The organism is Buttiauxella sp. 3AFRM03 (genome assembly GCF_003675305.1).
GTDB classification, from domain to species: domain Bacteria; phylum Pseudomonadota; class Gammaproteobacteria; order Enterobacterales; family Enterobacteriaceae; genus Buttiauxella; species Buttiauxella ferragutiae.
The window spans coordinates 4,155,094-4,175,854 of the sequence record NZ_CP033076.1; the positions used below are offsets into that span (position 1 = coordinate 4,155,094).

The 20,761-nt window shown below is 53.0% G+C and carries 26 protein-coding genes; 14 read left to right on the forward strand and 12 right to left on the reverse strand.

Features of this window, described 5'->3' with window-relative positions; all coding sequences use genetic code 11:
* Positions 1-27 precede the first annotated feature (27 nt).
* The 11 genes from D8682_RS20860 (at position 28) to cobT (ending at position 8,804) form a co-directional block, all read left to right on the forward strand.
* The gene (locus D8682_RS20860) at positions 28-753 is read left to right on the forward strand and encodes a precorrin-3B C(17)-methyltransferase (protein WP_064544075.1); all 726 of its coding nucleotides are present in this window, start codon (positions 28-30) and stop codon (positions 751-753) included.
* A 28-nt stretch (positions 754-781) separates the two neighbouring features.
* Entirely contained in the window at positions 782-1,576 is a 795-nt protein-coding gene (locus tag D8682_RS20865; protein WP_121815047.1) for a sirohydrochlorin cobaltochelatase, read from the forward strand.
* Complete coding sequence (locus tag D8682_RS20870; RefSeq protein ID WP_121815048.1) at positions 1,573-2,280, forward strand: cobalt-factor II C(20)-methyltransferase; 708 nt, start codon at positions 1,573-1,575, stop codon at positions 2,278-2,280. The genes D8682_RS20865 and D8682_RS20870 overlap by 4 nt, the downstream gene beginning before the upstream one ends.
* 113 nt (positions 2,281-2,393) lie before the next feature.
* Entirely contained in the window at positions 2,394-3,125 is a 732-nt protein-coding gene (cbiM, locus tag D8682_RS20875; RefSeq protein WP_121815049.1) for a cobalt ECF transporter S component CbiM, read from the forward strand.
* A 2-nt stretch (positions 3,126-3,127) separates the two neighbouring features.
* On the forward strand, positions 3,128-3,409 hold the full coding sequence (locus D8682_RS20880; RefSeq protein ID WP_121815050.1) for an energy-coupling factor ABC transporter substrate-binding protein: 282 nt from the start codon (positions 3,128-3,130) through the stop codon (positions 3,407-3,409).
* Entirely contained in the window at positions 3,396-4,073 is a 678-nt protein-coding gene (locus D8682_RS20885) for an energy-coupling factor ABC transporter transmembrane protein (protein WP_121815747.1), read from the forward strand. Before D8682_RS20880 ends, D8682_RS20885 begins: the two co-directional genes overlap by 14 nt.
* Positions 4,074-4,081: 8 nt before the next feature.
* The gene (locus tag D8682_RS20890; RefSeq protein WP_121815051.1) at positions 4,082-4,897 is read left to right on the forward strand and encodes an energy-coupling factor ABC transporter ATP-binding protein; all 816 of its coding nucleotides are present in this window, start codon (positions 4,082-4,084) and stop codon (positions 4,895-4,897) included.
* Positions 4,894-6,417, forward strand: coding sequence for a cobyric acid synthase (locus D8682_RS20895; RefSeq protein WP_121815052.1), 1,524 nt, complete (start codon positions 4,894-4,896; stop codon positions 6,415-6,417). The genes D8682_RS20890 and D8682_RS20895 overlap by 4 nt, the downstream gene beginning before the upstream one ends.
* Positions 6,414-6,965 carry a bifunctional adenosylcobinamide kinase/adenosylcobinamide-phosphate guanylyltransferase gene (cobU, locus tag D8682_RS20900; RefSeq protein WP_064544089.1) on the forward strand — a complete coding sequence of 184 codons (552 nt, stop codon included), beginning with the start codon at positions 6,414-6,416 and terminating at the stop codon, positions 6,963-6,965. Before D8682_RS20895 ends, cobU begins: the two co-directional genes overlap by 4 nt.
* Positions 6,956-7,714, forward strand: coding sequence for an adenosylcobinamide-GDP ribazoletransferase (gene cobS / locus D8682_RS20905; protein WP_064544092.1), 759 nt, complete (start codon positions 6,956-6,958; stop codon positions 7,712-7,714). The genes cobU and cobS overlap by 10 nt, the downstream gene beginning before the upstream one ends.
* A gap of 31 nt (positions 7,715-7,745) precedes the next feature.
* On the forward strand, positions 7,746-8,804 hold the full coding sequence (gene cobT, locus D8682_RS20910) for a nicotinate-nucleotide--dimethylbenzimidazole phosphoribosyltransferase (protein WP_121815053.1): 1,059 nt from the start codon (positions 7,746-7,748) through the stop codon (positions 8,802-8,804).
* A 49-nt stretch (positions 8,805-8,853) separates the two neighbouring features.
* On the opposite strand, the gene D8682_RS20915 is transcribed toward cobT, so the two are convergent.
* Positions 8,854-9,504, reverse strand: coding sequence for a Qnr family pentapeptide repeat protein (locus D8682_RS20915; protein ID WP_162303035.1), 651 nt, complete (start codon positions 9,502-9,504; stop codon positions 8,854-8,856).
* 201 nt (positions 9,505-9,705) lie between these two features.
* Here D8682_RS20915 and D8682_RS20920 point away from each other — a divergent pair, with 201 nt between their 5' ends.
* Positions 9,706-11,316, forward strand: a complete 1,611-nt coding sequence (locus D8682_RS20920) for an FAD-NAD(P)-binding protein (RefSeq protein WP_121815055.1) — start codon at positions 9,706-9,708, stop codon at positions 11,314-11,316.
* A 6-nt stretch (positions 11,317-11,322) separates the two neighbouring features.
* On the opposite strand, the gene D8682_RS20925 is transcribed toward D8682_RS20920, so the two are convergent.
* Positions 11,323-11,727 (reverse strand): dTDP-glucose pyrophosphorylase, encoded by a 405-nt coding sequence (locus tag D8682_RS20925; protein WP_121815056.1) that lies wholly within the window; start codon positions 11,725-11,727, stop codon positions 11,323-11,325.
* Positions 11,728-11,929: 202 nt separating this feature from the next.
* Between D8682_RS20925 and D8682_RS20930 the strand changes: the two genes are divergently transcribed.
* Positions 11,930-12,925 (forward strand): type IV toxin-antitoxin system AbiEi family antitoxin, encoded by a 996-nt coding sequence (locus D8682_RS20930; protein WP_064544101.1) that lies wholly within the window; start codon positions 11,930-11,932, stop codon positions 12,923-12,925.
* Positions 12,879-13,688, forward strand: coding sequence for a nucleotidyl transferase AbiEii/AbiGii toxin family protein (locus tag D8682_RS20935; protein WP_121815057.1), 810 nt, complete (start codon positions 12,879-12,881; stop codon positions 13,686-13,688). The genes D8682_RS20930 and D8682_RS20935 overlap by 47 nt, the downstream gene beginning before the upstream one ends.
* A gap of 113 nt (positions 13,689-13,801) precedes the next feature.
* On the opposite strand, the gene D8682_RS20940 is transcribed toward D8682_RS20935, so the two are convergent.
* From D8682_RS20940 to D8682_RS20985, 10 genes are all read right to left on the reverse strand, one after another.
* Positions 13,802-14,092, reverse strand: a complete 291-nt coding sequence (locus D8682_RS20940; RefSeq protein WP_121815058.1) for a helix-turn-helix transcriptional regulator — start codon at positions 14,090-14,092, stop codon at positions 13,802-13,804.
* A gap of 65 nt (positions 14,093-14,157) precedes the next feature.
* A complete protein-coding gene (locus D8682_RS27490; protein WP_121815748.1) occupies positions 14,158-14,229 on the reverse strand; it encodes an ash family protein in 72 nt (23 codons plus the stop codon).
* Positions 14,230-14,737: 508 nt separating this feature from the next.
* Entirely contained in the window at positions 14,738-15,226 is a 489-nt protein-coding gene (locus tag D8682_RS20950) for a hypothetical protein (protein ID WP_121815059.1), read from the reverse strand.
* A gap of 620 nt (positions 15,227-15,846) precedes the next feature.
* Positions 15,847-18,177, reverse strand: coding sequence for a primase-helicase zinc-binding domain-containing protein (locus D8682_RS20955; protein ID WP_121815060.1), 2,331 nt, complete (start codon positions 18,175-18,177; stop codon positions 15,847-15,849).
* 10 nt (positions 18,178-18,187) lie between these two features.
* Entirely contained in the window at positions 18,188-18,511 is a 324-nt protein-coding gene (locus D8682_RS20960) for a DUF5375 family protein (RefSeq protein WP_121815061.1), read from the reverse strand.
* Positions 18,508-18,765 (reverse strand): hypothetical protein, encoded by a 258-nt coding sequence (locus D8682_RS20965; protein WP_121814411.1) that lies wholly within the window; start codon positions 18,763-18,765, stop codon positions 18,508-18,510. The genes D8682_RS20960 and D8682_RS20965 overlap by 4 nt, the downstream gene beginning before the upstream one ends.
* Positions 18,766-18,834: 69 nt before the next feature.
* Positions 18,835-19,272: a hypothetical protein gene (locus D8682_RS20970; RefSeq protein ID WP_121815062.1), complete on the reverse strand. Its 438-nt coding sequence runs from the start codon at positions 19,270-19,272 to the stop codon at positions 18,835-18,837.
* Between the two features lie 3 nt (positions 19,273-19,275).
* On the reverse strand, positions 19,276-19,575 hold the full coding sequence (locus D8682_RS20975) for a Derepression protein (RefSeq protein WP_238392785.1): 300 nt from the start codon (positions 19,573-19,575) through the stop codon (positions 19,276-19,278).
* On the reverse strand, positions 19,568-20,122 hold the full coding sequence (locus tag D8682_RS20980; RefSeq protein ID WP_121815063.1) for a host cell division inhibitor Icd-like protein: 555 nt from the start codon (positions 20,120-20,122) through the stop codon (positions 19,568-19,570). The genes D8682_RS20975 and D8682_RS20980 overlap by 8 nt, the downstream gene beginning before the upstream one ends.
* On the reverse strand, positions 20,119-20,385 hold the full coding sequence (locus tag D8682_RS20985; protein ID WP_121815064.1) for an AlpA family transcriptional regulator: 267 nt from the start codon (positions 20,383-20,385) through the stop codon (positions 20,119-20,121). Before D8682_RS20985 ends, D8682_RS20980 begins: the two co-directional genes overlap by 4 nt.
* Positions 20,386-20,761: the final 376 nt, after the last annotated feature.

Here is a 20,761-nt window from a genome sequence, read left to right on the forward strand (position 1 = left end):
GTTAATCACACTGGGAGTTTCACACTGATGTTAACCGTAATTGGGATTGGCCCTGGCTCGCAGGCCATGATGACCCTCGAAGCCGTAGAGGCGTTGCAGGCTGCTGAAATCGTGGTGGGTTATAAAACTTACACTCATCTGGTGAAGGCGTTCACCGGCGACAAGCAAGTGATCAAAACAGGGATGTGCAAGGAAATTGAACGCTGTCAGGCGGCGATTGAGCTGGCGCAAAGCGGGCGCAACGTGGCGCTGATTAGCAGCGGCGATGCCGGTATTTACGGCATGGCTGGGCTGGTGCTTGAGCTGGTCAGCAAACAGAAACTGGATGTGGAAGTGCGGTTGATTCCCGGCATGACAGCGAGCATCGCCGCCGCATCTTTGCTTGGCGCGCCGTTGATGCACGATTTTTGCCACATCAGCCTCAGTGATCTGCTGACACCGTGGGCGGTGATTGAAAAACGCATCATCGCCGCGGGCGAAGCCGATTTTGTCATCTGCTTCTATAACCCGCGCAGCCGTGGCCGCGAAGGGCATCTGGCTCGGGCTTTTGAACTGCTTTCCGGTAGCAAAAGCGCCCAGACGCCAGTAGGCGTGGTGAAGTCAGCCGGGCGCAAAAAACAACAGAAATGGCTCACCACACTCGGCGAGATGGATTTTGAACCAGTGGACATGACCAGTCTGGTGATTGTCGGCAACCACGCAACCTATATCGAGCAAGGGCTGATGATCACCCCGCGTGGTTACACGTTGTGACGCCTGGCTGAAACAAAAGGATTAAACCATGAAAAAAGCGCTTCTGGTGGTGAGTTTTGGCACCAGCCATCACGACACCGGTGAGAAAAATATTGTGGCGTGTGAACGCGACCTGGCTGCCAGTTGCCCTGATCGCTGCCTGTTCCGTGCCTACACCTCAGGGATGATCATCCGCAAGTTAAAACAGCGTGATGGCATTCATATCGATACGCCGTTGCAGGCGCTGCGCAAGCTGGCAGAGCTGGGTTATCAGGATGTGGCTATTCAGTCATTGCACATTATCAACGGCGATGAGTACGAAAAGATCGTCCATGAAGTGCAGGTGATGCGGCCATTGTTTGCGCGCCTGGTGATTGGCGCACCGTTACTCAATAGCTTCGCTGATTATTCGCAACTGATGGCGGCTTTACGCCTGCAAATGCCTGCGCTGGGCGAACGGGAAGAAGTGGTGTTTATGGGCCACGGTGCCAGCCATCACGCTTTTGCCGCTTACGCATGTCTCGATCACATGATGAAGGCACAGCAGATGCTCGCACGAGTTGGTGCGGTGGAAAGTTACCCGGAAGTCGGGCAACTGATTGACAACATGCTGGCCGAAGGCGTGCGCGCCGTTCATCTGATGCCGCTCATGCTGGTGGCAGGTGACCACGCCATCAACGATATGGCGTCTGATGAAGACGATTCGTGGAAATCACAGTTCTGCGCTGCGGGGATTCCCGCGACACCGTGGTTGCAGGGGCTGGGTGAAACCCCGGCGGTGCGCGCGATGTTCGTCGCACATTTACAGCAGGCGATTAAAGGTTCAATGGAGGAGGCAGCATGAGCGGAAAACTCTACGCAATTAGCACCGGCCCTGGGGCGAGCGACTTAATTACGGTGCGCGCGTCGCGGATACTTGCCTCGCTGGACGTGCTGTACACCCCCGCCGGACGTAAAGGTGGCGATAGCCTGGCGCTTTCTATCGTGCGCGAATATCTCGGTGAGCACACGCAAGTCTGTTGCCGCCATTTCCCAATGAGCGCGGACAGTGCCGAAAAAGAAGCGGTATGGGATGCGGTTGCCGCCGAACTGTACCGCGAAGTTGAGGCGGGAAAACGCGTCGGCTTTATTACCCTCGGCGATGCCATGTTGTTCAGCACCTGGGTCTTTTTACTCAAGCGGTTGCCGCATCCTGACTGGCTGGAAATTATCCCAGGCGTGACCTCTTTTGCGGCGATTGCTTCACGCTCTGGAACGCCGCTGGCGATGGAGTCGCAATCACTGGCGGTGATTTCTTGTACCTCACCGGAGGACGAGATTCGCCAGGCGCTGGAACGGCATGACAGCCTGGTCTTAATGAAGGTGTATGGCCGTTTTGCGCGAATTAAGTGCCTGTTGCAGGAAGCGAATTTGCTGGATAACGCGTTGATGATGGCCGAAGCGACACTGCCGAACGAGCAATGCTGGCGAAACCTGCGAGAGGTGCCGGATGACCAGGAGTTGCCGTATTTTTCGACCATTTTGGTGAACAAGCAGTGGCGTAATTAACTGAATCGGTGGATGACGCCTGTGGCTTATCCCCCCGACAAAATCAAACCAATGACGTAGACGTAGGTCGGATAAGCGCTGCGTCATCCGACAACAATGCTGAAGGGGAAATCATGGAATCGTTACTGAAAAAACTCTCACTAAGCGGCTTCGGCATGGGAATGCTGTTGCTCATCGTGCCGCAAGATGCGTTTGCCATGCACATTATGGAAGGTTTTTTACCGCCGATGTGGGCGCTGGCCTGGTGGCTGCTGTTTCTACCGTGCCTGTGGTATGGCCTGGTGCGCCTGCGCCAGATTGTTGCGAAAGACAGCAACCAGAAAGTGTTGTTGGCGCTGTGCGGCGCATTTGTTTTCGTGCTCTCGGCGCTGAAAATTCCGTCGGTAACCGGAAGCTGCTCGCATCCTACCGGCGTTGGGCTAGCGGTGATTTTGTTCGGGCCCGGTGTGGTGGCAATCCTCGGCGCGGTGGTGTTGCTGTTCCAGTCACTGCTGCTGGCTCACGGCGGTTTGACCACGCTTGGCGCTAACGGCATATCGATGGCGGTGGCGGGGCCGATTGTCGGTTATCTGGTGTGGAAACTGGCTTGCCGCGCAGGGTTACGTCGTGATGTCGGGGTGTTTTTATGCGCCATGCTGGCGGATCTCACCACTTACTTTGTGACCTCGGTGCAGTTGGGCGTTGCGTTTCCCGACTCGCAGGCGGGCATGGGCGGATCGACGCTTAAGTTCATGAGTATCTTCTGCCTGACGCAGATCCCGATCGCCATAGCGGAAGGGCTGCTGACGGTATTGATCTATGACCAAATCACGAAACGTAATTTGATCACGGCACAGGAGCATTAAGGATGAAAAAGACGATAGTTTTGCTCGCGATGGTGATTGCACTGGTGATATTGCCGTTCTTCATTGACCACAACGCTGAATATGGCGGTTCCGACGGTGAAGCGGAAAGCCAGATCCAGATTATTGCTCCGGATTACCAACCGTGGTTCCAGCCGCTGTATGAACCGGCAAGCGGTGAAATAGAAAGCTTGCTGTTTACCTTGCAGGGCTCTTTTGGCGCGGCGGTGATTTTCTACATCTTCGGTTACTGGAAAGGCAGACAACGTGCAACTGACCGGGCTTGACAGACTCAGCTACCAAAGTCGCTGGTACCACGTTTCACCGGTGCGCAAATTCTGGTTGTGGCTGGCGATGATGGTGCTGGCGTTTGCTCTGCCGCCGCTCGGCCAGGTTTGTTTGCTGGTGCTGGTCGCGGCGCTCACCTGCTGGTTACTGCGTATTTCGCTGTGGCGCTGGTGCCGATGGATGGCACTGCCGTTTGGTTTTTTGCTGGTGGGGGTGGTGACAATCCTGTTTAGCATCAGCCGCGAATCGACGGAGCTGTTGTGGAGTGTGCCGGTTGGCAGCGTCTGGATTGGCATCAGCCATGACGGATTGCTGATGGCGAATGCGACTGTCTGGCGCAGCCTGGCGGCACTGGCATCGACCTTCTGGCTGGTCCTCAATCTGCCTTTCCCGCAGCTGATTGTGCTGCTGCAACGTGCGCGGGTGCCGCGGTTAATGACCGAACAGATCCTGCTGACCTGGCGCTTTATTTTTATCTTGCTGGAGGAGGCGCTGGCTATCCACCGTGCGCAGACGCTGCGCTTTGGTTATCGCAGTTTGCCGCTGGGGTATCGATCGTTTGCGATGCTGGTCGGAATGCTATTTACCCGCGTGATGATGCGCTATCAGCAAATGGTGACGGTGCTGGATATCAAATTGTATCAGGGTGATTTTCACCTCTAAGGACAGCCATGCTAGCCACAGAATCTCTCTGGTTTCGTTACCAGGACGAACCGGTACTTAAAGGTGTTTCGCTGGATTTTTCTCGCCATTCGGTTACCGGGCTGGTGGGGGCAAATGGCTGCGGAAAATCGACATTGTTTATGAACCTCAGTGGCATTCTGAAGCCGCAAAAAGGGGCGGTGCTGTGGCAGGGCAAGCCGCTGGATTACAGCAAACGAGGGCTGCTGGCGCTGCGTCAGCAAGTCACCACGGTTTTTCAGGATCCGGAGCAGCAGATTTTCTATACCGATATCGACAGCGACATTGCGTTTGCGCTACGCAATATCGGGGTGGAAGAAGCAGAGATTACGCGGCGGGTCGAAGAAGCATTGACGCTGGTCGACGCGCACGCTTTTCGTCACCAGCCGATTCAGTGCCTGAGTCACGGGCAGAAAAAGCGCGTTGCCATTGCGGGCGCATTAGTGCTCCAGGCGAAATATCTGTTACTCGACGAACCGACGGCAGGGCTGGACCCTTCAGGGCGCACGCAGATGATTGAAATTATTCGCCGCATCGTCGCTCAGGGCAACCATGTGGTGATCTCCAGCCACGACATCGACTTGATTTACGAAGTGAGCGACGCGGTGTATGTGCTCAACCACGGCGAAGTTTTGGCGCAAGGGACGCCGGAAGACGTCTTTTCTCGTCAGGCCTGCATTGAGCAAGCGGGATTGACGCAGCCCTGGCTGGTCAAAATGCACCTCGAGCTGGGTTTACCGCTTTGTAAAAATGAAGCGGATTTCTTTGCCCGTATGCGGGCGACATATCTTCAGGAGGCGTCATGAAGCAGGCAATCATGTTGCAGGGAACGGCATCGGATGTCGGGAAAAGTGTTCTGGCTGCGGGGCTTTGCCGTATTTTCCATCAGGATGGCTGGCGAACCGCGCCGTTTAAATCGCAGAACATGGCGCTGAATTCCGGCATCACGCCGGAAGGTAAAGAGATGGGGCGGGCGCAAATTTTCCAGGCCGAAGCGGCGGGCGTGGTGCCGGATGTGCGCATGAACCCGGTATTGCTCAAGCCCACCAGCGATAGCAAAGCGCAGGTGGTGCTGATGGGGCAGGTGGCTTGCAATATGGACGCCGTCAGTTACCACGAGTACAAACCGCGCCTGCGGGAACAGGTGACGGCGGCGTATAACAGCCTGGCGCAAGAGTATGACGTGCTGGTGCTGGAGGGGGCGGGAAGCCCGGCGGAAATCAATCTGCGCGACCGCGACATCGTCAATATGGGAATGGCAGAAATGGCCGGATGCCCGGTTATCCTGGTGGCAGACATCGACCGTGGCGGCGTTTTCGCCTCTATTTATGGCACGCTGGCGTTATTGCAGGAGCATGAACGCTGGCGAGTAAAAGGCGTCATCATTAATAAATTCCGCGGTGACGTGGCGTTGCTCCACTCCGGGATTGAACAGATTGAGTCGTTAACCGGCGTCCCGGTGTTGGGCGTGATGCCGTGGCTGGATGTCGACCTGGAAGATGAAGACGGTGTGGCGCTGCAGCGCGGTAAATATTTGCACACCGAAAAGCGCGATATCGAGATTGCGGTGCTGCACTTACCACACATTTCCAACTTTACTGATTTCAATGCGCTGGCGGCGCAACCGGATGTCCGCGTGCGCTATGTCCGCCATCCAGAAGAACTGGACGGGGTGGATCTGGTTATCTTGCCGGGCAGCAAAAATACCCTCGGCGATTTGAGCTGGATGCGCGAACACGCCCTGGCGCAGAAGGTGCTGGAGCTACATCGCTGCCGCGTGCCGATCATCGGCATTTGCGGCGGTTACCAGATGCTCGGCGACACCATTATTGACGAGGTGGAATCCGGGCTTGGCACCTTACCAGGGCTGGGCTTGCTCAATACCGTGACCCAATTTGCCAGTAGTAAAACCACCACTCTGGTGGCGGCAGAAACTGCCGCGTCGTTGCCTGGCTGGCTGGCGCAGGCTTCGGGGATTGCGCTACGCGGCTATGAGATCCACATGGGGGAAACGCAATTAACATCGGACTGCCGTCCGGCATTGTTACTGCAAAAAAACGGCGAATCGATTGCCGACGGTGCAGTCAGCGATGACGGGCTGGTGTTTGGCACTTATCTGCATGGGCTGTTTGACAGTAACACCTTCACGCGCGCGGTGGTTAATGGGCTACGGGCGCGTAAAGGCTTAGCGGCGCTGACCAGCACAGTCGATTACGCGAGTTATAAATCCCAACAGTTTGACATTCTGGCAGCGGCCATGCGGCAAAACATTGATATCGAAAAAGTCTATCAAGTGATGCGTGAGCACCAGGAGGCAACGGCATGATTCTGGTCACTGGAGGTGCCCGCAGCGGCAAAAGCTCGCATACGGAACGGCTGGCCGCTGAGGATTGTGACCATGTTTTGTATATCGCCACTTCGCTGGTCACCGATGACGAGATGGCATCACGCGTGGCTCAGCACCAGGCGCAACGCCCACAACACTGGCGGACCTGGGAAGGGTTCCGCGATTTGGGCGAGGTGATTCGCCACCATCTGCAACCAGGCGAAGGCGTGATGCTGGAGTGCATCACTACTATGCTGGCAAACCTGCTTTATGAAGAGAGTGCAGGCGCTGAACCGGAGAGCCTGGATTTTGCGGCTCTGGAGGTGATTCTGCTGCGCCAGATTGACGACCTGATCGCCGCATGCCAGCAGTCGCCCGCGCCAATCTACATTGTGACTAACGAACTGGGGATGAGCATCACGCCGCAAAACCGCCTGGCTCGCCATTTTGTCGACATCTCTGGCAGGGTTAATCAGAAGCTGGCGCAGGCGGCAGATGAGGTGTGGCTGGTGGTGGCGGGGATTGGGGTAAAAATCAAATGTCGCTGAATATGTTGGCTGCGACCATGCGATTTATTACCCGCATTCCAGTACCAGAGAAGTGGGCTGACGGGGTAGAGTTCCGGCACTACGGCCAGGGCGTGCGCTATTTTCCCGTCGTTGGCTGCGTTGTTGGCGGGCTTGCCGCATTCGTCGCGGTGGTTGCCAGCCAGAGCGGTGGCGGCATTTATGTCGGTGCGCTGGTCTACGTTTTGGCACTCGCTTTTCTGACTGGCGGTTTTCACCTCGACGGGCTGGCGGACACCTGTGACGGCATTTTTTCTGCCCGTAAGCGCGAGCGTATGCTGGAAATTATGCGCGACAGCCGCCTGGGGACACACGGTGGCCTGGCGCTGATTTTCTGTATTCTCATCAAAACATTCGCCGTTATTTCGTTATCGCAATTTCCCGCTAAAGAACTTTTCACGCTGTTGCTCTGTGCACCAGTGGCTGGCCGCGCAGCCATGGTGCTGGCGATGTATAAGCAGCGCTACGCCCGTGCCGGTGAAGGGATGGGCAATATTTATATCGGCCAGATTAGCGGTTATCAGGCCGCCATCACCTTGTTGATTGGGGCGCTGATTGTCGGGCTATTCGCCGGAACGCGCGGGCTTATCGCCATTCTGGTGACTTATGTTGTGGTTTATGGCGTCGCATCCTATTTCCGCCGCCAGTTAGGCGGGCAAACCGGCGACACGCTGGGAGCCTCGGAAGAAGTGGGGGAAATGGTATTTCTGCTGGCATTGCTGTGGGCCTGAATGATGCGTTAAACAATTGAGGATAATAACGGTGCAAACATTAACGGAATTAGTGGCAAGCATCAGGCCGCTTGATCAACAAAAAATGGCGCAAGCGGCTGACTATATTGAAAGTTTAGCCAAGCCAGCAAAAAGCCTCGGGCGGCTGGAAGTGATGGCAACCCAACTGGCGGGTATGCGTGGGATAAGCCATCTGGATAACCTGCAAAAAGAAATTATTGTGATGTGCGCCGATCATGGTGTGTTTGATGAAGGAGTCGCTGTAACCCCGAAAGAGGTCACTTATATTCAGGCGTTGAATATGCAGAAAGGGCTGACCGGCGTGTGCGTACTGGCAAAAAACAGCCAAACCTCTGTTTTGCCGGTGGACATCGGCATTGATTGCGAACCGATCGCCAATATGGTGAGCCTTAAGCTGGCACGCGGATGCGGCAATATTGCGCAGGGGCCAGCCATGTCGCGCCAGGACGCGGAACAACTGCTGCTGGCAAGCGCTCAGCTGGTAAAAAAACGTGCGGAGGAAGGGGTGTCTATTTTTGGCGTCGGTGAACTGGGGATTGCCAACACCACGCCCGCTTCGGCGATGATCAGCGTATTTAGCGATTGTGATCCGCACGATGTGGTGGGGATTGGTGCCAATCTGCCACTCGATCAGTTGCAGCATAAAGAGTCGATTGTCAGAAAAGCTATCCACGTTAACCAACCCGACGGCAACGATGCGCTGGATGTGCTGGCAAAAGTGGGTGGATATGACCTGGTTGGGATGGCGGGAGTCATTCTCGGGGCGGGGGCGTGTGGCCTGCCGGTGGTGCTGGATGGTTTTCTCTCGTATGCGGCGGCGATTGCGGCGTGCCAGCTAGCGCCGGAAGTCAAAAGCTATTGTATCCCTTCACATTTCTCGGCAGAGAAGGGCGCACAACGTGCATTAGAACACCTTAACCTGAAGCCTTATCTGTATCTGGATTTGCGCCTCGGCGAAGGCAGTGGCGCAGCCATTGCGATGTCGATATTAAGTGCGGCCTGCGCGATGTATTGCCATATGGGATTACAAGCGAACAGCGGTTTTAGCCTGCCGGATTCACCGACGTAATTGGGGATGTGAGGGGATGGTGTATCCAGCCCCTTTCACCCTCACCAGGCTAACCGATAATCGTGATCCCCAGGCGCTCCATTATTTGGATCACCTGATAATTATCCAGTTTGACCCCTTGTAAATCGGTGCCGCGAACGTCCAGATTACCCAGTTCTGAATTGGTCAGGTCACAATGGGTAAAGTTGGCTGATCGCCAGTCGAAGGAAGAGAATTCACCGCCGGAAAGGTCAGAGCCACTAAAGGTCGCCCCCAGAATTTGAGCACCATTCCAGCGGTTTTCCCACAGCTCGCACTTCTCGAGCACCACCTTGCTAAAGTTGGCGTAGCTCAAGTTGGTTTTGGTTATGTAAGCACTGCAAAACCAGCTGCGGGTGGTGATCATATTCATGAAGCTTGCGCCACGAAAGTCTGCGCCTTGCGCCCGACAGTCGCGGATTTCGATACCCAGGGCGCTGGCATTTCTGAAATCTGCCATCGATAAATCACAGCTTTTGAAGGCTGCGTCTTTCAGTATTGCCCGGTTAAAATTACCGCCTTGCTGGCTTTGGCTTTCACGGTCATAAAACTGGCAGCCGACAAACTCGGTACCGGTCAGGTCAGTGCCTGAAAAGTCGCAGTTAAAAAAAGTGCTGTTCTCAATTTTCGCGCCAGTGAACTGATTGCGGCCAATCTTTGTACCATTCAAAGCCAGAGTCATAATAATTAACCTGTTTATTTGTACAGTGAAAATTTATTGTAACCCAAAGACGGAGCAGTAGAAAATCGCTCAGCGCACGTTTTTGTGTGTGGGTGTAACAGGGCAGATAAGCGTAGGGAATAATAGCCAATAAGTTGCCAGAAACCGTTGCGTGAACCTAATCTTAAACGATGGATTGGGTGAGCAAAAGTGTGAGCATTAATGAGAAAAGTGGCGATTATCGGCGCGGGGCCAACGGGGATTTATACTTTTTTCTCCCTGCTGAAGAATAAGACACCTGTAGCCGTTTCTGTCTATGAGCAAGCCCCTGAAGCGGGTGTCGGTATGCCTTACAACGATGAAGAAAACTCGCGCATGATGTTGGCGAATATTTCCAGCATCGAAATTCCGCCCATTTTTTCGACCTATATCGACTGGCTGCGCCGCCAAAGTGAAGCGCATCTGGCGCACTATGGTGTCGAACATGCTTCGCTTCATGTCCGTCAATTTCTACCGCGCATTCTTCTTGGCGAGTACTTTCGTGACCAGTTTTTAGCGTTGGTGGCGCAGGCAAAAAAACAAGGTTTTGATGTTGAAGTGCATGAGTCTTGCCAGGTCACTGACCTGCAAGCCACAGCAGACGGCGTCAGGTTATGGGCGCAAGGGGAGGCGGTGCCCCATTTGTTTGATCTTGCCGTTATCGCAACGGGGCATGTCTGGCCAGACGAAGATGCCGCGACACACAGCTACTTTCCTAGCCCGTGGTCGGGGCTGATGGAGGCGCATATTCCGGCGGGCAAGGTTGGCATTATGGGGACATCTTTAAGTGGCCTGGACGCCGCAATGGCGGTGGTTATCCAGCATGGCGAATTTATTGAAGATGATGACGAGCACTGCCGGTTCATTCTTGATGAACAAAGTACCGCGCTTAACATTGTGCTGATGTCGCGCTCTGGCATCCTGCCAGAAGCGGATTTCTACTGCCCGATCCCGTATGAACCTTTATTGGTTGCCACCGAACAGGCTATTAACGACGAAATTGCGGCCGGTTCAGACGGCCTGCTCGACAGGGTTTTCGGCCTGATGATGGAGGAAATCGAACGGGCTGACTCGACCTGGAGCGAGCGTATATCCCTCAATACTCTGGATGCCGACAGCTTCGCCAACACCTGGTTTTCCGACCGGAAAGAAAATAACCCGTTTAGTTGGGCCGAAGCCAATCTGCAGGAAGTCGAACGCAACAAACGCGACAAACGAACCGTGCTCTGGCGTTACGCCATTCTGCGTTTACATGAAGCGGTGCAGGAGATTGTGCCCCATCTTAACGAACAGGACAGCAAGCGGTTCGACGCCGGGCTTGCTCGCGTGTTTATCGATAATTATGCCGCCATTCCTTCACAATCGATTCGTCGGCTACTGGCCTTACGTGAGGCGGGGATCATCAGCATTCTCACACTTGGGCAAGATTATCAACTCGATGTCAAAGAGCACCAGACCGTGATTGCCGCACAAGGCGACAGATATGAGTTCGATGTGTTTATTGATGCTCGCGGGCAAAAAGCGCTGAAGACAAAAGACCTGCCGTTCCCCACTTTACGCCAGCAACTTGCCGCTAATGGTGATGATATTCCGGATGTTGGCGACGATTACACCTTGCTGGAACCGGCCTGCGCCCGTGGGCGTATCGGGTTTGGCGCATTGCCGTATTTGATGCACGACCAGCCTTTCGTTCAGGGGCTAACCGTTTGTGCGCAAATCGGTGCCGCGATAGCAAAAGCCCTTTCAAAACCCGCGCTCAGGCCGCGCAGAAAGCTGCCGTTTTGGGATGAGTGACCGACATTAGGATTGCAGGGCGGAAAACTCGAGCGCCAGACCGATGAGCGTCATATTTTGCACTGAGGGTTCCGCAGTTGCCGCAATCAGAGTGCCCTGGAATTTCAGTTTCTTGAACGGCCCATTAATGATGAGCCTTGCGCGCAGGCTGGGAAGTGCCTGGGAACTGACAGGATAAACAACGCGTCCTTTGATGGGGACAGGGATTTTTCGTAACTCAATGCGTTGCAGCACGCCGATATTGGCGTAGAGCACGGCAATCGGCGTGACGGAAACCAGCGGTTGTGCGCAGACACTAATAAAATCCAGCAGCAATTCTGGTTGCAGGTAATTTAACCCACCATGCGTTACGGTAACGCCTGGGATTTCCGGCATCGGGAAAGACAGCGGCAGGAGTGATGAATCAGTCATTGATCCCTTTCCATTATGATTTCGCCTTATTGACCCGATAAGAGTAGACCATCCTGAATGAGAAGAGCTTTGCCAATACCGCAGGAATAGTTTTGGTGAGGTGTTGCTTTTGCCATTTTTGAGAATCTACGTTGCTTCCCTTTTGATTTGTTCATAAACTAATTCTGTTCATGAATCATGAACTGTGGAAAGGTGTGAACAAATGAAAGAAGAACAGCTTTTGTCCGGGGTTTTAGAGAACCTGCCAAAAGGCTTCGAGTTGCAATATGAGCATAGCAACAATGGTGTACATGACGGTTGGGGCAAGTTAACGGGACCGAGTGGTGAAACGATGACATTTGCCCTGGAAATAAAGCAGATCCATCGTAAAGAATCGCTGATAGCTGCCCGTGAACAAATGGCTCGCTTTCCTGGAAATGTCCCTGCATTACTCGTGTGCAACCGACTGACGTCTACGTTGGCGGAATATTGTGCCGAGAGCCAGATTAATTTCATCGATACGGCGGGCAACGCCCATATCCAGGTTCCAGGATTATATCTGCTCAGAGAAGGGCGCTATGAAAAGAAACCCGTTGTTGCCAGTAGTCGTTTTGCGGAAGGAGTAATGAAACTTCTTTTTGTGCTGTTATCCAGCCCAGAAACCCTGAACGATACGTACCGCAGCCTGGCGGAGAAAGCGGGGATTTCCCTGGGGATGGTTAGCAAGGCTTTCGATTATCTTGAAGCACAGCGCTATTACCGAAAATCGCAGCAGGGGCGGCGTTTGATGAATGAAGAAGAATTACAGGTTCTGTGGCTTAAAGATTATGCCACTGCTCTGCGCCCAAAACTGGATTCTCTTTCTTTGTCTGCACCTGTTTCATGGGGTGAGATAGCGTTGGCGTCCGAGGAATACTGGGGGGGCGAAATTGCTGCCGCCCAGCTGAGCGGTGGATATCTGATTCCGGAAACAGGCGTGATCTTTACCCCTCATCATCTTTTACAAAGGCGGAAAGAACTGGGGCTAAAACCTGTTTCTGGCGGAAAACTGCAACTGATTTCCCGTTTTTGGAAGCACTTTGCACTGAGTCGCAAAGCAGAAGCGATGCTGTGCGTGGCAGAATTGTTGGTGAGCGGCGACGACAGAAACAGAGAAGCAGCAAGGATAATCAATGACAAATACCTTCACCTTAACGAATCCGATCTTTTCAGTTACTGAAACATTGCTAAGCCTGATTAACCGAATTTGTACCGCCCAGGAGATCCCGTTTTTTATTGCAGGTGCAACGGCGCGTGAAATTTTACTCCACCATGTTCACGGCAGGAGTATTGGTCGTCGAACTCGCGATATTGATATCGCTGTGTTTGTAGATGGCTGGCCGAGGTTTGATGTGCTTAAAAATGCCTTTATTGCTGAAGGTGCACATGCTGTCCGTGATAATGCTCATCGTATGATTTCCGAAGGGATCGAGCTGGATATTATTCCTTTTGGCGGAGTTGCTGAAGGGAGTCAAATTACCTGGCCGCCGGAGCGTGAGGTAATCATGTCCGTGGACGGATTTGCTGAGGTATTTAATCACACCGTAACAGTGCAACTGGGCAATGGGGAAAATCTGCCGTTTTGTTCCTTACCGGGATTAGCATTATTAAAACTTTTTGCCTGGCGCGATCGCGGGCATGGCAATGCGAAGGATGCGACCGATCTCTACAAGATTATTCGTGAATATGGCGCTATTGAAGATGAGCGTATATATGAATCCCCCATCGAAGGTGAAAAACTAGACTGGAATCCTGTGCGTATGGGCGCAATGCTGTTGGGCGGCGATATCGTTGCAATTAGCGAGCACACTTCTTTAGCCGAGTTGATGCGTCTTGATAGAGAACGTTTGACCGACGCTATAGTGCGGCAAACTGATGTGGGCGATATGACTGTTGAGCAGATTATGAATGATTTCTGGAACGGTATGATGAGTGGTGGTTGAGATACAAAACCCGCACGGCACAAAATATGCGGGTTTTCAGGATTTCGTCTGGAATTATTCAAGCTAATCACAGCGTCACCCGCACTGAGTTTCTGGCTGATGACGCTGATCGTTTATTTCGGATGATGGGTGCGCATTAGCCGAACGACAGGCTTGTGCGTTTGAGGATCAAAGTAGCGGCTCGGCCAGATGGTTTCGGCGGGTACGCCAATGGCTTTGCTTATTAGCAGTTCCCCTTTTGCCCACGGGCGGCTCAGCGCGTTGGCGAGAGTTGAAGAACTTAAACCTGCGGCGCGGGATTCGGCTGCCAGTGAGGTGCCTTTTTTACGTAGTGCCGCGATGATGTCGGCTTGATGCCAGTCTTGTTGAAAAGGCAGGAAAGTGGGGTTGTGTGAAAGTGTCATATTCGCATTCTCCGTTGCAAGCGATGATTGCTACCACCGGAGGTGCAAATCTCTTGGGTGGTAGCTCAGACGGAGTTTGCACTACCGGTCACAACGGATGCCGGCCAGCCCGAAGGCTGCCCCGCCTGAGCCACCATTGAAAAATTGCGTTATTACATTGAATTGTAACAGGCAACAGGTGTGCGCATGCCTCGACGTATAAACTGAATTTATAAATCGACGTTGTGATATCCAGGGTGCAAATCCCAGCTGCGGATTTTGCCGCAGCGGCGCTGACTATAACGTAAATCGGCAGTGTTAACCAACCCGCTAATAGGCGGAATGCGAGTTGTTTTCCAGACATTTTTCTTTAGTTGCAGGTGTTGCAGAAGAGGGACGCCCTCACCCTAACCCTCTCCCACAGGAGAGGGGACTGTCCGGCGATCGCCTTCTGCACAGGAGAGGGGGCTGTTCGGCTGAATCAACAGACACAAAAAAGCCCGCGTAACTTTCGTTAAGCGGGCTTTCGACTTCATCAAGTGGCTCTGGTAACCACTGACGGAGGATTTTGGTGGGCTGGGGGAATCTGAATAATTCTCTTAGTTTGTTGTTTGTATTGGTTTTTTATTAATTCAACTTTCATGTGTATACCTAAACGTATACCAATTAAATGATCTCTAGCTTAATAGTCTTGCACCAGCGAAGAGTGCTTATAGATTTGAATTTTGCTATACCTAACTGATTTCTCTCGTTTCTTGACCTTGAACCTGGTGCTTCTAAGGCAGTAATGACTTTTTCTCGCGGCGCTTCGTACATCGCCAAAGCATCATAATTTTCATCAAGTAAGACCAAAAGAACGGAATCAAAGGGTTTAGATATATCAATCGCCCCCAGCCTTGCGGAAACTTTTTTTGGATCAGGCATATAACGACCTTTGATTTGAATTTTATATTCCTTTCCGTTTAGAACCTCGATCGCATCATATCCAGATTGTCGCGCCTCACATAGAGACAACCCCAGAAGAGTCGCTGCTTCATACTCTGCAATTTCACCTGTGATACCGAGTGGTTTCTTAGTTAATTTGTAATACCTCAGAGCAACATTTTTAGCATCTTTAAGTATTGTTTTAATTTGATTTTGATTATCAGAAAGCAAAACTAATCCTCTTGGTAATACCGTTAAAATCAGATTTAACAAGTTACCAATTAAAGCGCTGATTTAATACGGTTATTATTGGGGTTCAAGCTGTACATATGTTGGTACGGGGTTTCAGGAGTTGATTGAACATTAATCTCATGAATTTAATATATTTTTATGTTCGAGACTTGCTTTGATATGCGTCTTCACATTTGATTGGTTGTATGAAATTAGTTCTCAATATCCTCCTGGATGATATCTAACCCCGTGGTCTGGTATGCCGGTACTATTTTCAGAAAAAATCTTTTTTTCCATTTAACTGTTCACTCTGTTCACCCTCTATTTTTGTCATTTAAAATCATAATGTTAGATGGTGATCATACGGTGAAGGGTGAACAGTCCATTGTTCACCTCTAATGGAATGACCTGGCACGAGGGGTTGTCGGGTTCTGATGCGCCTGAAGCATTTTCAGGAAAAAAACTTTTTTTCGGTTTAACTGTTCACTCTGTTCACCCTGCATTTTTATGATTTAAAATCATTATGTTAGGTGGTGAACAAACGGTGAAGGGTGAACAGTCGATTGTTCACCCCGGCCATGTTCAGGCGTAAAAAAACCGGCTTGCGCCGGTTATGTGGGTTAAATCGCGAGGGTGTCATCGCACTTGGGTAGCCAGTCGGGATTGCTGTCCTCTGTCAGCATCAGGTTGGTCTGTGTTCCCTGTTTCGTGTGCCGCTTCTCATAGTCCAGCCCATACTCTTTGAGCATCATCGGCAGTCCCAGCCCGAACATTTTCAGGCTCAGCACATTCTTGTAGCCGTTCGCCTCCATATAGGTCAGGTAGGCATGGTAAAGATAGTTACGGGGCTGTCGCGGCACGATATTGGCGTTACCCATAAACATGCCGTTTGGCTGTGCCAGCGCTTCGAGGTAGCCGCAGAAATCAAACACCGGATCAGCATCGCGCTTGATGTTAATCGCCTCGTCGGAGTTCTGCTGTGCCTGGAGCAAATTGCGCGCCGTCGCAGGCTGGCTGAACTGCTGCATAAGCTGGCGCACAATCACGGCCAGTTCTTGCGAGATTTTATCCCTGAGTTGCGGGTCGCGTTCTTCCGGGGCAATCTGCTCCGGGAAATGCAGAATGACACGACGACGGGAAACACCGCCGCTGCGGTCGGTAAAACGCATCGGGTTGTTGTTCACCGCCAGAATCACCGCCGGGATATGGGTCGAATACGCATCACGGTATTTCGGGTCGACCGAGACCGCATCGCCGCCGGTAATCGCTTTAATACCTGCACCGTCACCGCTCCATTTCTCCTGGTCAGGGAGAATAATCAGCGAGTAGCCAATGACCGCCGCACGTTCACGGGACGATTCAAGTGTTTCGATGGTGGCTGAGGTGGTGTTGTCCTTCCCGGCGAGCATGGTGGCAATCTCGGCCATGATACTTTTCCCGCTTCCCCCTGGTCCGGTCACTTCAAGAAAAAGCTGCCAGTCGTAGCGGTTCGCCAGCACCATAAACAGGGCGGCGAGAATAATGTCGCGCTTCTGTGCGTTCCGGCCTGCGGCACGGTCGAGCCATTGCCAGAAATGCGGCGCATCGCGCTCCAGCGTTTCCCCTGCCACCGGCGGGGTGAAATCCACATCACACAGGGTGCGCAGCCAGTGCGTTTTACTGTGCGGGTTGAAAATGCCGCTTGTTGTATCGAGCACGCCGTTTCGGAAACCGATTAAACGCCGTGCCGGGGCTTCGTGCTGCGCCAGTATCAGTTTCAGGGTATCGACCACTGCTGAGATTTTCCCCGACGAGAAACCCGCGCCGATACGCTGGAACAGTGCCGCCACATCGCGGGCAAACTGCGTGGAGGGCAGCACTTTCCAGGCACCCGCTTCATAGCGGGAAATAATCTCACCGTTCGGGTCAACCGCCAGCGCATGGCCGTAATGTTCGCTGACACGCATCGCCTTTTCACTGGTACTCATGGCGGTAAATTCAGCCTCGCTCATTTGCTCGAACGGACTCGCCTCCGGTGCCTTTACGGCCTCGTTTAGCGCATTGCGGGTGGCCTCTTCGCCGTACTGCATAAAGGCATCATTCCAGTCACCAAATACCGGCGGCAGCGCGACAATGCCCTGACAGGCACTGGCGGCGGCTGTGGCTTTGGTCTGTCCGTCGCCGTTGAGGTCACGGTCGGCGGCAATGATGAGCTGCTGCACCGGGTGGCGTTCCCGGACAAGGCTTGCCAGAGAAAGAAGGTTCACGGACGAAAGCGCCACCAGAACGGTATCGCCGGTGAGCTGGTTCACCGTCAGACCGGTGGCGTAACCCTCCACTAACCAGAGCCGTTTTGAGGCGGTGTTTTTCCCCTCGATGGTGTGGCAGGTGCCTTTCACCTGGCCGCCTTTGAGCGTGCGTTTGGTGCCGTCAGCATTAATCAGTTGCAGGTTAACCAGTTCCCCCTCCGGGGTATGCAGCGGCACAAGCACATCACCGGCGCGGTAATTGATGGTCGCCACTTTATGCGTGGTGGTCAGCACCTGACAGGCCAGAGGCGCTAAGCCCTTGCGGGTGAGATAGGCATTGCCGGTAGCCGTGCGGCTGGTCTCAAATAAACGGGTAGCCAGTGCTGCTGCTTCCTTCATGGTTTTCTCACTGTCCGGGGCGGTGGCAACTTCATCCGCTGGCACCGGCGGCAGGTTGCCGGTCACGCTGTTGACCTGGCTTGCCGCTTCCGCAACCGACACGGCCAGCACTTTTGAAACCAGGCTCAGGCCGTCACCGGCTCCGCACTGATTACAGAACCAGGTGCCGCGCCCGTCTTTATCGTCAAAGCGGAAACGGTCTTTACCCTGGCACACCGGGCAGGGTTGATGGCGGTTAAGCACCACATTCACGCCCAGCGCCGGGAGGATGTGCGGCCACTGGCCTTTAGCGGCGTTCACAGCTTCGGTAACTTTCATGTTCATTGTTTTTTCCTTACGGCTGCGCCGGTTGCGTTAAGTGGCGGGTGCAAAGTTCATCCATGACGGCCAGCCCGAGAAACGACAGCGCCGGTGTGGTTTTCAGTGCGCCGCTTTCCAGTAAGTCCTCCAGTAATGCACAGGCAATTTCCCGGCCTTTCTCCAGTCCGTGCTGGCGCAGATAAAACCCCTCAAGCTCACCGGCAATGGCATCCTCCACCGCGCCGAGCGTGAGCTGCGGATAGCGCTTCTGTTGCTGGCAGATATTCAGCCAGGCACAGGCCACGGTGCGACGGTAGAGCGCCGCGCGCAGAACGGGTGAAAGTGGCATTCTTTTCATTGGTTTTTCTCCGTAGTCATCCAGCTCATGTGGCAGCGTTCGACCACACCGTCGAGCTGCGTGGTCATCAGAAACAGCAGGGAAGCGAGTTGTGTCTGTTGCGCCGGGGGCTGGCTCAGCACGGTGCATTCCTGATGCTCCAGCAAATCACCGGCAAACTGGCCGACACGTAATAAATGTTCAAGGCAACGCAGGTCATCCAGCGTAATGGTGGCGTTAATTCCGGACGGTGTTACCGGCTGGCTGATATTCATGATTCGGTCTCCTGAGGGTGTGCGAAGCCCTGCGCAGGGGCGCACACAAAATGTTTAAAGTGTTTTTAATTACAGATAATGGCGGTAACTGTTATCCGGTTGTAGGCGGGGAATATCACGCCACGAATACACCACCGGTTTGTTTTTAATTACCGGTCTGTTCTCTTCCGGATAAATATCAATATTTTGCTCACGCCAGATTTGTAATACCGGGTCATTCGTTATTATTTTCAGCACGGTATAACGGTTCTCAGGGTTTCGCTTAAACACGTCAGGACGAATACAGGTAAATTCCCGCAAAAAACGCCCGAGCGGTATTTCAATCACCTGCCCGTCAGACTCAATACGGATAAGGATGGTGTAAGGCTTGCGGAACGGGTTCCAGACCATATCCGGGCAGCGGTAAGGCAAATCCCACGGAATGCCATCGGCCAGAATGCCCACCACCGTCACAGCGGCATAAATATCCGTGCGGTATTTTTCACCCGGCTGAGGAAAATCAAACATGATTTATTCCCCGCCGTGTAATTCTGACAGACCACCCTGCGACAGAAATTCCTGGCACAGCCCTTTCGCTTTTAATTCCTCCAGCACAAAACTGATGTCCTCGTGCAGATAGCTGAATATCTGCGGAATATAGAGCTGGTGTAAGCCGTTCATTTCCCGGCGCTGTAAATCACCGCCGACAAACTGCGATACGGCACTGGCGCGGTTGAGTTTGTGGTACGCCTCGATGCTCAGATGAGCAATGACAGGATTTTCGTTACCACGACGTGCTGAGACATTTTTAGATGGAGTTGCGTTATGCATGCGCCACCTCCGCAACAGGCAGACGGGCGGCAAAGGAAAGAATGTAATCACGGACAAGGGAAAGACGGGCGGTGTGCTCATCACCGGCGACGGTGCGGAGCATGGAAACACGGCTGGTGCGTTCGGTACGACGAACGGCGGCAAAAACAAAGACAAACTGCGGGTGAGTCGGGGTGAGGGTCGAAGCCATAAGGGCAACCTCCTGTGAATAGCGGTTAATGCCACCACCGGAGTTCCTACACTCATGGGTGGTGACCCGAACGGGGGTAGGAATACCGGCTTCACAGAATACCGGCCAGCCCGAAAGCTGCCCCGCCCGGATCACCATTATCTGACTGGAACCAGGGTGTAAACACCACAGTTCGAAAAATGGGTATACCTGAGCTACGACGTAAAAAAACACGCATGGCGCGTGTCGTGTCGCCTGTGAATTACACGGGTTCCTACGCCCGGCTGCCGATTTTGCGACAGCGAGAAAACTATAACCGCAAACCTGGAAGGGATGCAAGCCAGGGAAAGGGGCTTTTTGAAAACGGGGCTGATTCATGCGTCACATCCCCGGTTACGTTCTGCGATACGTTCTGACATCCAGACGGTGACTTCTGACTGAAGCCAGGCGACATTTTTTCCGCCGAGGGAGACCTGTGACGGGAACGCATTGCGGGCGATTAAATCGTAGAGCGTGGAGCGGGACAGCCCGCACTGGTGAATGACTTCCGGGAGACGTAAAAAACGTTCCTGAGTCGGGGCAGAAACAGGTGGCAGATGCGCGGCTGGCGCGGAAGATGGTGCGGAAAAAGCGGTGTGCATAAAGCTACCTCATAACAGTCCATAGAGATCCGGTCGTGTCCGTCCGGCTTCGGGTAGCTCTCTATTTTGTGAATATTTTCCCTCAATGCAACAAGGCCTTTTGTGTCATGCCACCACACAATTTTGATGAAAAAAACACCGCCTGCTGAATACTGTTGAATATGAGTCAATATTGGGGAGCTGACTGTGTTTTGAGAAAGTAAAACTACTTTTATCAATTGATTACAGGATTATTAAAAGGAATAAACATTCAAAAAGAGAATGAATTAGCAGGGTACGTTTATCAAAGGGTGAACAGTGGTGAACAGACGGTGAACAGTCAGGCTTCGATTGTTCACCCTCTAATATACTGTATTACTTATCTTTTTTTTAAAGG